Below are 13215 nucleotides of genomic sequence, written 5' to 3'. Positions count from 1 at the left end.
AGACTTGATAAGGGAAATGTCAGGAATAACCGGGACAGGATGTTGTAAGCAATGCTTAGCGCACGAGACCGGATCGCGAGAAGCCATTGCGGGCGGCGTATTGGCGATATGTTTGGGATTCGTCTGATGTATAGGGGCGAGGCAAGCTCTTAGACTTGTTTCTGCTGCGTTGACCCCATGAGTAAACGCACGCGATGTTGTTGTAACTCTCCGACTTTCCCGCTCACGCTTCCCCGGCGTGAGCGGTTTTTTTTTCGTCTGTGCGATTCGTTGTTTGCGCTCGCGAAGATGCTGCGATGCGACTGCTTTACGCGTGCGTCGCGAAAGCGGCGTCTGCGAGTTGCAAGGTGTAGTCGCGCACGTCGTCCGGCCATGTCGCGACGATCTCTTCGAAACGCAGGCGATCGTCCGCGTACAGCGCGCGGGTGGCATCCTCATAGCGCGGTAGATTGCCCGCGAGCGCGGTCATGAAGCGATACACGGCTTCCTGCGCCGCGCGCCGGCGGTCCTTGTCCTCGCCGGCAGCGCGCGCCGCATCGACCAGTTTGCGTAGCGCGACCGAAGCGCCGCCCGACTGCTCGTTCAGCCAATCCCAATGACGCGGCAACAACGTGACTTCTCTCGCCACCACGCCGAGCTTGGGCCGGCCACGACCACGCGGAGCGTCCTCCGCTGCGTCGACGGCGGCGTGAGCGGATTCGGCTTCGTCATTCTGGCTTGCGAGTCGCGCGACGATCTGCTCGGGCGTGCCGCGCAGATCGAATTCGACCGGCCGGCTGGTGATGTCGTCGAAGACCAGCACCGGCGCCTGTTCGCCGCGCGCGAGCACTTCTCTTACCGCGAGCGCTACGTCGGGCAAAGCGCCTGACGCGATGCGGCGATGGCCTTCGAACGCGGTGCAGGTTTGGGAACGGGCGGTCATGACAAACTCCAAGAAAAGAATTTGTCGAATTATATCCGGGTTAAATTAAAATGCAACATATTACCCGGGTAAATTTATGCTGCGTCTCTCAGACAGAGTTCCGCGCTTCGGTTCCAGGCGCCACCGTGGCGGCGCCTCCGGATGACGCGTGCGTCACGGTGCGATAGCACAGCACGCGATTGCGGCCCGCATCCTTGGCTTCGTATAGGGCGTCGTCGGCGGCATTCAGGAGGGCGCGGCTCGTCGCGAATGCCTGGCCTCGCGTGGTGGCGATGCCGATGCTGACCGTCAGCACATGATGCGAACTCGCGACGTGGCGAAGCTGGAGCGCCTGAACCGCGGTGCGAATCTTCTCGGCGATGAAGGTGGCGCCGGTTTCGTCGGTGTCCGGCAGCAGCACGGCGAACTCTTCGCCGCCGTAGCGCGCCGCCGTGTCGCCCGGACGCCGCACGCTCTGCGCGATGCAGCGTGCCACGCCGGTGAGCGCGTCGTCGCCCGCGGAATGGCCGTACAGGTCGTTGAAACCCTTGAAACTGTCGACGTCGATCAGCAGCATCGACAGCGGCCACGCGTTGCGCTGCGCGCGGCGCCATTCTTCTTCCGCGTGTTCCTCGAAAGTGCGGCGATTGTTCAGGCCGGTCAGCCCGTCGGTGCGCGCCAGCACGCGCAACTCTTCTTCGGCCGCGCGGCGATGCCGCAACTGATGCGAGAACAGCACCGCCAGCGCGATGATCGTGACGTCGAGCGCGGCGATCAGCGAACCGATGATCCACGCGCGCCGCCGCCACTCCACGTAGATATCGTGCGTGGATAGCGCGACGTCGAGGATCAGCGGATACATGTCGATATGGCGGAACGCATACCAGCGCTCGACGCCGTCGATCGCCGCCGTACCGAAGAAGTCCCCGCTCGGCTGCTGGGTGAAACGCGAGTAATTGGCGGTGCCGGTCAGATTGATACCGATGATTTTCGGGTCGTAAGGACGCCGCATCAACATCGTGCCGTCGCTCAGCATCAGCGCCATCGAGCCGCCGGCGCCGAGATTCATGCCGGCGAACAGGCTGCGGAAATAGGTGAGGCGCATGGTGCCGGCCACCACACCGCCGAAACTGCCGTCCGGCCGCGTAATGCGCCGGCTCAGCGCGATGCTGACTTCCTTGCCGCTGATCTTCGGCATGAACGGATGGCTGATGTACAGGCCGACGTTGGGCGAGTCCCGCTGCACCTTGAAGTAGTCGCGGTCGGCGAGATTGACGTGGCGCGGCGGAGAGGCTTGCGAGTCGAACTTGACGTTGCCGGTCTCGTCGGTCACGAGGATCGAGCCCATGTCTTTGGCGCTCGCCGAGCCGTCGAACAACACCATCTGGCGGATGGCCGGCTTCAGGTCCAGCACGCCGGGCTGTTTCAGGCCGTCGATCACCGCGCGCAGCGAGAGATCGTAAATCTCCAGATTGCGCGACACGTCGCGCTCGACCAGCAGCGACACGTTGAAGACCGAGTCCTGGGCGCGCCGCAAAGCGTCGTCGCGCATCTGCGCCAGCACCCACACGGCGATCGCAAGAATCGCACTGGCCAGCACGATACTGATCGCAATCACGATGTTCGGGCGGCGCGTCACCATGGGCGTTTCTTTCGAACATGCGCTGACCTACGCGCGTGAAGAAGAGGGCCGCGTCCGGACCGGCGCGTACCGTGAACCGGTAGCGTACCAGACGATGTGCCGCGCCGAATCATCGAAAAGACCGGTTTTTGCCGGGTCGGGCGAGCTTGCCGTTGCTCGCCCGTGCTCAGCCGGTATGCAGATCGAGCATGGGCCCGGATGCCGACCGGCTCAACGCGCGGATGTCGGCGGTCTCGAGCACCGCCTTGTCGGCGCCGTGACGGGCAACCGCCAGCATGGCGAGACCGATGTCTTCGGTGCTCAGAATCTGGTTGGGGAAAAGCGCGCGCAGCGTCGACAGGAAAGGCCGGGCCAGCGTGTAGAACAACTGGTACGAGCGGGTCTTGGAGCGCGCGCCGTTCAGCGGTTGAATCACGCCCGGACGGAACAGGTAGACGCCCTTGAACGGCAGCCGCTGCAACGCGTTCTCGGTCTTGCCCTTGACGCGCGCCCACATGCTGCGGCCTTGCTCCGTGCCGTCGGTGCTTGCACCGGACACGTAGACGAAGGTCATCTGCGGATTGAGACGGGCGAGCGTCTGCGCCGCCGCCAACGTGAGGTCATAGGTGAGGCGCGCATACTCCGCCTCCTGCATTCCCACCGACGACACGCCAAGGCAGAAGAAACATGCGTCGAAACCCTTGAGCGATGCTTCCGCCGCGCGATAGTCCATCAGGTCCGGCTGAACCACTTCGATGAGCCGTGGATCGAGCTGGCCGGTGCGAGTGCGGCCGACTGTCTGGACCACTTCGACGTCCGGCGCGCGCAAACACTCGCGCAACACGCCCTGCCCGACCATGCCGGTCGCGCCAAAAATGAGAACCTTCATGATGCATGCTCCATGGTCGCGCTGGGCCAGCGCGCGTTAGTCAGTGCTTCGGAAATCGCCCACAAACGGGCGGCGACCGCGGTTTGCGCTTTCTGCTCCTTGCGTCCGGTGAGCACGACGTCCGCGCCCGCGCCGGCCAGCACAAGCGCCGTCTCGAAACCCAGCCCTCCGGTCGCGCCGGTGATCACCGCGGGGCGGCCGCTCCGAGGCGGAATGTCCGCGGAGGTCCAGTTCGCCATGTTCATGGTTCTCATGGTTGCCTTCGGTCGGTTTCGGCCCTTGACCTGCTTGCCAGGCTCGGCTCAGCGCTCAAGCTTTCGGCGATGCGGCCGGGAATGCCGGCAGCGGCGACGGCGCGGAGAAATCCGTCGACTCACTGACGGCACGCCACGCTTGCGCGTCGGCCGCGCGTGCCTTCTCGCCTTCTCCACAGTAGTGCAATGCGTCGGTGCCCAGCAAAAGATGCGCCGGCAAAGCATCGTGATAAGCCAGCTTGAGCACCACTTGCGCGACCTTCGCCGGATCGCTGGCTTCGTGGCCGATGTACTGCGACAGCATATCGATGACGGCGCCCACCGACGGCACGTAATCCGGCCACAATTCCGGCGTGGCGCCAGCCGCCTCGTTGCCCCATTCCGTTTTCATGCCGCCCGGTTCGAGCGCGGTGACGTGAACGCCGAACGGCGCGAGTTCCTGGCGAATCACTTCAGTGAAGCCGCCCACGGCCCACTTGGCAGCCTGATAGGCGCTCAAGCCGGCAATCCCCACGCGCCCGCCCACCGACGAAATCTGGATGATGTGCCCGGCGCGCTGCTGTCGCAGCACCGGCAAGGCCGCGCGCGTCACGTTGACGACGCCATAGAAGTTGGTGTCGATCTGCGCGCGGAAGTCGTCCTCGGAGCTTTGCTCGAACGGAACCAGGTGACCGAAGCCCGCATTGTTGACCACCACGTCCAGCCGGCCGAACGCGTCAACGGCGGCTTGCACGGCTTGGCGCGCCGCCTGCGGATCCGTGACGTCGAGCGCGACCGCGCGGACCCGTTCGCCATAACGCGCCGACAGATCAGCCAACTGACGCGGGTCACGCGCGGTCGCGACAACCTGTTCGCCTGCCTGCAAAGCTGCTTCGACAATCTCGCGCCCAAGTCCACGGGCGCTACCGGTAACCAACCAGACCTTAGCCACATTACACTCCTTGAAATTAATTGAGCAAGTAATCACTCATTAATACGACAAAAAAACTTAGTGGCGGGCGATCGCGTTCCAGAACGCGTCGAAGCCAGCGCGGCGATAACGCTCGGCCTCAGCCGGTTCCCGAGCGATGAAGTCCATGGTCGTTTCCGCCAAAGCGCCCATGATCGCCGACAGAAAAGCCGGCGGATGATCCCGCAACGCGCCACTCGCCACGCTTGCCTGAATCATGTCGTTGATGTCGGCGAACGACTGCATGCCCTTCGCCCGCGTTTGGTCGGTCAAGCGCTCCGACACGGCCAGTTGCGCCACGGCGCGGCGCTTGTTCGGTTGCGCGACACCCCAGTCGACGAACTTGTTCCACACGTGTTGCGCCCGCTCGCGCACGGTGGCGTGCTTCGGATAACCGGCCACCATCACTTCGCGCAGTTCGGCCTTGATGTCGAGATACAGGACGTTCAGCAAGTCGTCTTTGTTGTCGAAGTACGTGAACAGCGTGCCTTCCGCCACACCCGCCACTTTGGCGATGCGCGACGTGGGCGCGCCCAGCCCTTGCTCGGCGATGACCTCGGCTGCAGCAGCAAGGATGGCGTTACGTTTGTCTTCGCTCTTGGGACGGGCCATGCGGATTCGGTTTTGCTGCAATCAATAAATGAGTGATTGCTCAATCATATACACGAACGGCAAATCGTTCAAGCGGTTTTCGACATCTTGCTCAACGGGATGCTTTCATCACACGCCTAAATATATTCATTTGGCACGAAATCCATTTTCCTCGGTCATCGTGTGCAAGCCTTTTAGAGATATACCCGATCTGCCTTCAGTACTCGAGTATGCGAACCGATATCCGGTAGATGGGATACCCATTTTGTGTCTCACGGCGATGCGCTTTCACTGATGCATTGACGTGAGACACCGAAGGGATAGACCGCGCAAACCCGCCGCGGTACGCGGCGGCGATCTAGACGCTCCCATACCCGGACCTGAGAGTCCATTGCGAACGCATCCACGTTTCGTTATTGGAGAAAAAAATCGTGACACTGAAGCACCTCACCATCAAAGCAAAACTCATTGCCGGTTTTGGCATGCTGTCTCTTATCATCGTCGCGGTTTCCGGGCTCTCCCTGAAAGCGCTCAGCGACTCGACCGATGGATTTTCCAGCTTCGTGCACGGCATCAACGCACGCGCGGACATGGCGGTGCAGGTGCGAACCGCTGTCGATCGCCGGGCTATCGCCGCGCGTAACCTCGTGCTCGTGACCAAACCTCAGGATCTCGACATAGAGAAAGCGGATGTGCTGCGCGCACACGAAGATGTGCAGACCGATCTGAAGAAGCTCAATGCCATGATCGCGACCGCTACCGACACGTCGGAAAAAGCGCGCAGTCTCGTCGCCGAGATCAACCAGGTCGAGGCGTCGTATGGACCGGTCGCCACCGACATCGTCAATCTCGCGCTCACCAATAAACGCGACGAAGCGATCGTCAAGATGGACGATCAATGCCGGCCGTTGCTCGCCGCGCTGATTCGCGCGACCAACGCGTATGCCGACTACACGCATACGCGCCAGGAACAGATGATCAACGAGTACGCGGCGCACTATGAGAACCAGCGCAATCTGCTGATCGCGATCAGCCTGATCGCGGTGGCGCTAGCGATCGGCGCATGCGTGCTGATCACGCGCGCGGTGACCGGACCGCTGCGCCAGGCGATCGACGTCGCGCGCACCGTATCGGAAGGCGATCTGCGCACGCGCATCACCGTCGACGGTAACGATGAGACCAGCAAGCTGCTGGGCGCATTGCGCGAAATGAACGAGCGGCTGACGACCATCGTCGGACGCGTGCGCGACAGCAGCACGAGCATCGCCGGCGCAGCGCGCGAGATTGCCGCGGGCAATATGGACCTGAGCCAGCGCACCGAACAGCAGGCAGCCTCGCTGCAGGAAACGGCGTCGAGCATGGAACAACTCACCTCGACGGTGAAGCAGAACGCCGACAACGCGCAGCAAGGCAGCATGCTGGCCGCGAATGCTTCGTCGGTTGCGCAGAAAGGCAGCGAGGTAGTCGGCCAAGTGGTGAACACGATGCACGATATCAGCGACAGCTCGACCAAGATCGCGGATATCACGGGCATCATCGAAGGCATTGCGTTTCAGACGAACATTCTCGCGCTCAACGCGGCCGTCGAAGCCGCGCGCGCCGGTGAACAGGGCCGCGGTTTCGCGGTGGTGGCGAGCGAAGTCAGAAGCCTGGCGCAGCGCTCATCGAGCGCGGCGAAGGAGATCAAGGATCTGATTGCCACCTCCGTGGACAAGATCCGCGACGGCTCGGCGCTCGCCGGCGAAGCGGGCAAGACGATGGCCGAAGTCACCCAGGCGGTGGCGCGGGTGACGGACATCATGTCGGAGATCGCGGCGGCATCGAGTGAACAAAGCCGTGGCATCGAGCAGGTCAATCTTGCGATCACGCAGATGGATAACGTCACACAACAGAATGCCGCTTTGGTGGAAGAAGCGGCGGCGGCTTCGCGGTCGATGGAAGATCAGGGGCAGCAGTTGAATGAGGCTGTGGCGTTTTTTCAGATTTTGGGTGGTGGCGGGGCCGGTTTTGTTTCTGCTGCGCCTTTGCGTGAGGGGACGGTGCGGCGGGAGGTGGCTGGTGCGCCTGTGCGGCGGGTTGTGCGTGCGACAGCTGCGCCGGTTGCGACGCCGGTTGCCGTGTTGGCGACGGCGGCGGTCGGTGCGGATGATGGGTGGGATAAGTTTTGAACGTGTTTTTCTGCTTGAGCGCCGTGGTTGTGTGCGGGTGGCGCTCTCGCAGGACATGGCTTGGCTCGGGGAGCCAAGCGGCTTAAGTGAAAAGCCTGGGCCAGAAGCGCGAAAACCGGCGTGTAGCAGGTGCGTTGTTTCTAAAGAAAAACTTGGTGGGAGGAGGAGGATCGAACTCCCGACCTTCGCATTGCGAATGTAAAAACCTTCCCATATAAATCAGGCTATCTAGCGTTGCTCTCGATTATTTGCCACAATCTTGCCACACTCCACTCGAGCGAACACCGAAAAATGCCGACTATACGAAAGCGTGGACACTCCCAATGGGAGGCCCAAGTCCGCCGGCGCGGCTACCCAGCGCAGAGCAAGACTTTTAATACAAAGGCCGAGGCGGAAGCGTGGGCCAGCATCATTGAATCGGAAATGTCGCGCGGCGTGTGGGTCAGCCGCAGTGAGGCGGAGGCAACGACGCTCTATGAGGCGCTGAAACGCTACGAAGAAGAAATCTCGCTGTCAAAGAAGGGGGCGGCTCAGGAATTGTCCGTTCTGAAAACCTGTAAAGCAGTCGACCTCTCAAAGCGGCCACTAGCAACAATTCGCAGCGCAGACGTAGCGAAGCTTCGGGATGAATGGCTGAAGGAGTACAAGCCCGCGACAGTCCTACGTCGCTTGGCGGTACTGTCCCATGTATTCAGCATCGCCCGCAAAGAATGGGGCATGGACAGTCTGTCGAATCCAATTGAACTGATCCGAAAGCCGCAGCCTAACAACGCTCGTACACGGCGCATTGCTGTCAATGCCGCGTCTGTAAGCACGGTAAGCGAGCAAGAACCCGAGTCGCGTGCCGCGGAAGACGGCGAGCTCGAACGGGTCGCCAAGGCTAGCAGCTCGGCGCTGCTGCCGTCCATTATCTGGCTGGCAGTCGAAACCGCGATGCGTCGGGGTGAGATCGTGTCCCTATTGTGGGTGAACGTGGATCTAAATCGCCGCGTCGTGCACCTGCCGTCGACGAAAAACGGAGACGCCCGCGACGTGCCACTATCTTCGCGTGCCGTTGCTGTGCTTCAGGGGCTGAAAGACGCGCGAAATCGAGCCAAGGATGACGCGAGCAAAGGTGACGAAGATAACGCCGGCCGCGTGTTCGAGATTCGCAGCGACGCGGTAACAAGAGCTTTCGAGCGCGCAGTAGCGCGCGCCCGCAAGCTTTACGTCGATGAGTCCAACGGTATCAAGCAAAGACCAGATGGCAAGTTCCTAGCGGACCTTCGTTTTCACGACCTGCGACACGAGGCGACCTCACGCTTGGCATCCATTTTCCCAATGCACGAGCTGACAAAGATAACGGGCCACAAAGACCCGCGTATGTTAATGCGTTACTACCACCCACGAGCTGAGGATCTAGCAAAGAGATTGTCCTAACTCCAACGGCAGTCTCCAGGGCGTCGTGCCCGGAGATGCCCTAGACGACTTCTCGTCTGAGCGGCCTAGCAATTCTTCAACCTAAGCCGCCGCTCGCTCTTTTATATCGTTGAGCACAGCAACGATTTGTAGAACATCGGCTTGCGGGAACAAACCGCTGACTCCCTGATCATCGAAATCGGTGAACGGGCTCTCGTACAGCCGGCGCGGATCCATCGCGCCCCGATCGGTCAGATGGTCGACGATTAGATTGATGAACTCAATCTGGTTGGCGTTGAGGTTTCTGCTCGTCAAAAAGTCAGCGAAAGCAACCTTGGCGGCATCCCGCTCAAGACCGACGAGGGAGCGAACGAACAGGCCAAGACCGCCGTCCGCGCCGAGATTGACCAGATCGTCGTTCGTCCCTACGCCCTCCTCCAAGAGGATGCGTTCCAGTTCGGACAGGTCTTGTGGCGTGAGCTGCTCGTTCCGTCGGAGCTTCTGGACGGTGATGTGGTCCGCATGGGTCTTCAGGAAATGTCGGACCTTCATTTGGAACCGTGTTTTGTCCGTGCCGACACTCACGTCAGGCAGTACGATCGCAGCACTTTCGCCGATCTCATCCTCGAAGTCGGTATAAACGATCTGACGCTCATCCGCCTCGATTAGTTTGATCAGCGAGCGAAGTTGCCGGCGCACCTGCTCCAAAGTCCAAGCATCGATATCCTGCCAGTATTCTTCGGTTTGAAGCTCCATGATCAGCGCCATCTGCGCCGCGACCATTGGCACGTTGGCGAGCAGCTCCAACCTGCTCGTCAGAGCCATGACCTTCTCCTTGCAGCTCGCGAACGTGGCTTCGCTGCGCAGCAGGGCAAGCTGACCCGTGATGACGATAAAGTCGAATTGTTTAGCGGCGGTATCGTTGTCCTCGAAGCCTGTCGGCAGACCGGCAATCTCGTGGGTTAGGATATCCCGGTCTTCCGAGCTGAAAAGCTCCCATGCCTCGCGTTGCTGGAAGCGCTCGACCGCCCGACGCTTGGCGCGCACAAGGAAGTTATCGAGCGTCATGGCGCTGACCTCCTCGTAGAGGCGCGTCCGAACATCAGCATCAAGCCGTCTGAGTTCGTCTGGCCGGTCAGTCTCCGGCAGGTCCTGGATTTCAGAAGCGAGGTCGACGCGGGCGGCAAACAGGCGCTCGCCCAAGGAACGGCCAACAGCGCCATCGGTGATCTTAGGATTCTGGCTAAAGAACTCGAAATTCTGGCAAAAGTCGAATATCAGGAAGGTCTCTTTATGCTTGCCCGGCCCAAAGAGGTCGGGGCAAAGACGAGTCCCTCGCCCGATCATCTGCCAGAATTTGGTCTTTGAGCGGACGATCTTGAAAAAGACGAGGTTCAAGACCTCGGGCACGTCGATGCCGGTGTCCAGCATGTCGACGGAGATGGCGATGTGCGGCGCTTTGTCAGGGATTGAGAAGTCGTCGATTAGGGATTGCGCATATTCGGTCTTGAAATCGATTACGCGCGCGAACTGCCCGGCCAAGTACGGGAAGCTAGTGTCGAAGCGCTCGGCGATGAACTGGGCGTGGTCGTGATTCTTAGCGAAGATGATCGTCTTGCCGAGCCTGTCGCCTTCAGCGACTTTGAGCCCGTGCGTCATCAAGTGCTCCAGCACCTTGTCGACAGTATCCTCGTTGAACAGCCACTTGTTGAGCGCGCCGGGATCGATATCGCTGCCCGGGAGCTTGTCCTCCCATTCCAGCAAATCCCACTTCTCTTTATCCGCGTCGGACAGCTCGTCGTATTTGATGCCCTGACGAATGAATTTCAGCGGGACCGAGACTGCCGTCGGCGGCACGAGGAACCCGTCGCCTACCGCGTCGTCAAGATCGTACGCGTCGGTTGGTACGCCGCGCTCCAGCTCGAACAGCGAATAGGTGTCACGATCGATTTCATCGCGGGGCGTGGCGGTAAGCCCGACCAGAAAGCTGTCGAAGTAGTCAAAGATAGCCCGATATTTGCGGTAGACCGATCTGTGCGCTTCGTCGATCACGATCAGATCGAAATGCCCGGAACCGTACTTTCGCTGCCCGCTCTGCATCTCGTCGATTAGCCCCATCATCGTTGGATAAGTCGCGACGTATACCCGCGCGCCGCTATGATCGTTCTTCCTCGGATCGTGGCGCTCGATCAGGTTTGCGCTCGGCGCAGACGGGAGGTGTTTCTTGAAGTTGTTATGCGCTTGCTTTACGAGCGCGACGCGGTCAGCCAGGAACAGCACTCGTTTCACCCAGTTGGCCCGCATGAGCTGATCAACGAGCGCAATGACCGTCCGGGTTTTACCAGAACCGGTCGCCATGACGAGGAGAGCCTTGCGGTGGCGGTCTTTCTCAAACGCCTCGCCAACGCGGCGAATGGCGCGGGTCTGATAGAAGCGCTCGACAATGGCACTATCGATGGTCGTCGCGGTGAGCCCGCGGCGCGCATCTTTGCGCTGTCGCCATAGCTCCAACTCGTCCTTCTTGAGAAAGCCGTTGACCTGACGGGGCGGATAAAGTGTGTCGTCCCAGAGCCAATGCTCATAGCCGTTGGTGTAGAAGATCAGCGGCCGGACGCCGAACTCGGCCTCAAGGCAATCGGCGTAAAGCTTCGCCTGTTGCTGGCCAACGCGTGGGTCGCGCTTGGTTCGCTTGGCCTCGACGACGGCGAGCGGCTTGCCGCCGTCGCCCCAAATCACATAGTCGACGAACCCCTCTTCGGCCTGATTAGGCATGCCTTTGATCGGGTATTCTCGATCACGCGACTGATCGAGTGCCCAGCCGGCTTCGGAAAGCAGCAGGTCGATGAAGGCGTCGCGAGTCTCAGCCTCGTTGTAGTCGTGGGTGTCAGCCGTCTGCTTGTTCGCAGCCTTGACCGCCGCAACCTCCGCCTGAAGCCGTTTGACCTCAGCGTCGAGGCTGGCCTTATCTGCCTCGCTCTTGATCCGAGCTGCCTGCTCCTCCTCCAGAAGCCGTGCAGCCGTTTCGCGCCCCTTCGCCACCGCTTCCAAATTTGCGAGCGTAGAAGCTTCGACCTGTACGGCGCGCGGTAGAGCATCGGAATTGAAGGTCAGGGCTGCGTCTGGCTTGGGTCCTCGCGCGTAGGTGCGTACCAGCCAGTAGCTGAAATGGAATAGCTCACGAACACAGGTGATAGCGTTCTGCGCGGCAACAGGGCGGGTCTCGTGAACCGCTTTGTTGCCCAAATCCTTGATGATACGTGCCTTGGTGACAAGCGCATTGCCCGCCACCGTGCGGAATGTACCTTCATGGATGAGCGCTGACAGCGTCGTGTCGTAAGGCGATCGCAGACTATGATCGTTGACGTACATCCACTTGATCGCGCCCTCGAGTGCCAGGCGCGCATAGAAACACGCGCCGCGAGGGTCGGACAGCGCCGCCACTTCTGCCTTTTGTGCCAGTTCATAAACCGCTGAAAATTCAGCTTTCAGGAAGGCGAATTGGCTCATGCACGCCCCTCAAACACGATTTGCGGATCAATCTCGTGCGAAAGGTAGGGAAGCAGCCCCACCAGCATGAGAGAAACAGAAACAAGGTCGCGCAGTTCAATTTCGCGATGTGCGCCGCCGCCGGTGCCATGCCCCATGTTCGGGTAGGCACCACGAAAAGCGTAAATCTTCTCGGCCGCCTGCTTCACTGTTGCATGAGGCCATGATTGCACCTCGCCAATCATCTCCGAGAGAACGTTTTTGCTCACTTGGGGATTTCGAGACGTAATGGCCTCGAGCATATTGAACTGCTTGATGAAGCAGCTCTTGAGCCGCCCGGCATTCGGACCAAATTTAAGATCGCGGAACGCATCGTCAAATTCTTGAATGGAGCTTTCGAGATGCGCATCCTGCAAACAAAGATCGCGCACCTCCCCCCAGACCGACGCGAAGATGCCGGGCAGATTGGGATGAAGGGAAAACGGCCTGCGTAGATCGTAGCGAATGCTGTACTTGCGCAGAAACCCATCAACAAGATTGACGTATCGGTTAGAAAGATCGTCTCCGCCAATATCATCGATGCACTGAAAAGCTTTTTCCAGTGTAATCACGGCGTCGGATTCGGTGTCCAGCGTCGCTTGGAGCCGCTCTCGCAGCCAGACCCTTGCCTCCTCCCGGCCCGCAGTCAGAGCCTTTCCGTAAGCAATCTTTTGTTGGCGATAAACTTCTAATGCCGTTTCGTAGTCTGCCTGTGCCGCGAGGTATGTAGGGTCGGTCGCGTTTCCATTATCGTCAAAATCAAGCGGTTCGCCCGGTGCAGCGGGTGGACGAGGCTTTGGCATCAAAGCCTGATAAAGCTCAGAAAATAGCTCCACCGGGGCACTTTTGCTTTCGGCCAAGCGCACCCAAATGTCACTCCACACATATGGCCAAGCTGTCTTGAGGTCGCCGCGCATTG

At 60.3% G+C, this 13215-nt stretch carries 10 protein-coding genes; 2 read left to right on the top strand and 8 right to left on the bottom strand.

What is annotated here, in order from left to right; all coding sequences use genetic code 11:
* Window positions 1-307 precede the first annotated feature (307 nt).
* The 6 genes from P0D73_RS28860 to P0D73_RS28835 form a co-directional block, all read right to left on the bottom strand.
* Window positions 308-922: a DUF2239 family protein gene (locus P0D73_RS28860; RefSeq protein ID WP_408433876.1), complete on the bottom strand. Its 615-nt coding sequence runs from the start codon at window positions 920-922 to the stop codon at window positions 308-310.
* Between the two features lie 88 nt (window positions 923-1010).
* Window positions 1011-2543: a sensor domain-containing diguanylate cyclase gene (locus P0D73_RS28855; protein ID WP_408433873.1), complete on the bottom strand. Its 1533-nt coding sequence runs from the start codon at window positions 2541-2543 to the stop codon at window positions 1011-1013.
* A gap of 166 nt (window positions 2544-2709) precedes the next feature.
* Window positions 2710-3411, bottom strand: coding sequence for an NAD-dependent epimerase/dehydratase family protein (locus P0D73_RS28850; protein WP_408180432.1), 702 nt, complete (start codon window positions 3409-3411; stop codon window positions 2710-2712).
* Window positions 3408-3665: an SDR family NAD(P)-dependent oxidoreductase gene (locus P0D73_RS28845; RefSeq protein WP_408289722.1), complete on the bottom strand. Its 258-nt coding sequence runs from the start codon at window positions 3663-3665 to the stop codon at window positions 3408-3410. The genes P0D73_RS28850 and P0D73_RS28845 overlap by 4 nt, the downstream gene beginning before the upstream one ends.
* Before the next feature lie 55 nt (window positions 3666-3720).
* Entirely contained in the window at window positions 3721-4596 is an 876-nt protein-coding gene (locus P0D73_RS28840) for an SDR family NAD(P)-dependent oxidoreductase (protein WP_408289724.1), read from the bottom strand.
* Window positions 4597-4653: 57 nt separating this feature from the next.
* The gene (locus P0D73_RS28835; protein ID WP_408433870.1) at window positions 4654-5226 is read right to left on the bottom strand and encodes a TetR/AcrR family transcriptional regulator; all 573 of its coding nucleotides are present in this window, start codon (window positions 5224-5226) and stop codon (window positions 4654-4656) included.
* A gap of 461 nt (window positions 5227-5687) precedes the next feature.
* Here P0D73_RS28835 and P0D73_RS28830 point away from each other — a divergent pair, with 461 nt between their 5' ends.
* Window positions 5688-7373: a methyl-accepting chemotaxis protein gene (locus P0D73_RS28830; protein WP_408433925.1), complete on the top strand. Its 1686-nt coding sequence runs from the start codon at window positions 5688-5690 to the stop codon at window positions 7371-7373.
* 291 nt (window positions 7374-7664) lie between these two features.
* On the top strand, window positions 7665-8792 hold the full coding sequence (locus P0D73_RS28825) for an integrase (RefSeq protein WP_408433922.1): 1128 nt from the start codon (window positions 7665-7667) through the stop codon (window positions 8790-8792).
* Between the two features lie 81 nt (window positions 8793-8873).
* On the opposite strand, the gene P0D73_RS28820 is transcribed toward P0D73_RS28825, so the two are convergent.
* Together P0D73_RS28820 and P0D73_RS28815 are read right to left on the bottom strand one after the other, a co-directional pair.
* Window positions 8874-12278, bottom strand: coding sequence for a DEAD/DEAH box helicase family protein (locus tag P0D73_RS28820; protein WP_408433867.1), 3405 nt, complete (start codon window positions 12276-12278; stop codon window positions 8874-8876).
* On the bottom strand, window positions 12275-13213 hold the full coding sequence (locus P0D73_RS28815) for a hypothetical protein (RefSeq protein ID WP_408433865.1): 939 nt from the start codon (window positions 13211-13213) through the stop codon (window positions 12275-12277). Before P0D73_RS28815 ends, P0D73_RS28820 begins: the two co-directional genes overlap by 4 nt.
* Window positions 13214-13215 lie beyond the last annotated feature (2 nt).

The sequence above is a fragment of the Paraburkholderia sp. RL18-101-BIB-B genome (genome assembly GCF_046026985.1).
Lineage (GTDB): Bacteria > Pseudomonadota > Gammaproteobacteria > Burkholderiales > Burkholderiaceae > Paraburkholderia.
The sequence above is the reverse complement of the archived record's forward strand: the minus strand, read 5'-3'. Positions and strand labels throughout refer to the sequence as shown.

Excerpts from the sequence above, each read along its gene's own strand:
- P0D73_RS28860 (WP_408433876.1), bottom strand. The coding sequence starts at position 922 with ATGACCGCCCGTTCCCAAACCTGCACCGCGTTCGAAGGCCATCGCCGC.
- P0D73_RS28855 (WP_408433873.1), bottom strand. The coding sequence starts at position 2,543 with ATGGTGACGCGCCGCCCGAACATCGTGATTGCGATCAGTATCGTGCTG.
- P0D73_RS28850 (WP_408180432.1), bottom strand. The coding sequence starts at position 3,411 with ATGAAGGTTCTCATTTTTGGCGCGACCGGCATGGTCGGGCAGGGCGTG.
- P0D73_RS28845 (WP_408289722.1), bottom strand. The coding sequence starts at position 3,665 with ATGAGAACCATGAACATGGCGAACTGGACCTCCGCGGACATTCCGCCT.
- P0D73_RS28835 (WP_408433870.1), bottom strand. The coding sequence starts at position 5,226 with ATGGCCCGTCCCAAGAGCGAAGACAAACGTAACGCCATCCTTGCTGCT.
- P0D73_RS28830 (WP_408433925.1), top strand. The coding sequence starts at position 5,688 with ATGCTGTCTCTTATCATCGTCGCGGTTTCCGGGCTCTCCCTGAAAGCG.
- P0D73_RS28825 (WP_408433922.1), top strand. The coding sequence starts at position 7,665 with ATGCCGACTATACGAAAGCGTGGACACTCCCAATGGGAGGCCCAAGTC.
- P0D73_RS28820 (WP_408433867.1), bottom strand. The coding sequence starts at position 12,278 with ATGAGCCAATTCGCCTTCCTGAAAGCTGAATTTTCAGCGGTTTATGAA.
- P0D73_RS28815 (WP_408433865.1), bottom strand. The coding sequence starts at position 13,213 with ATGCGCGGCGACCTCAAGACAGCTTGGCCATATGTGTGGAGTGACATT.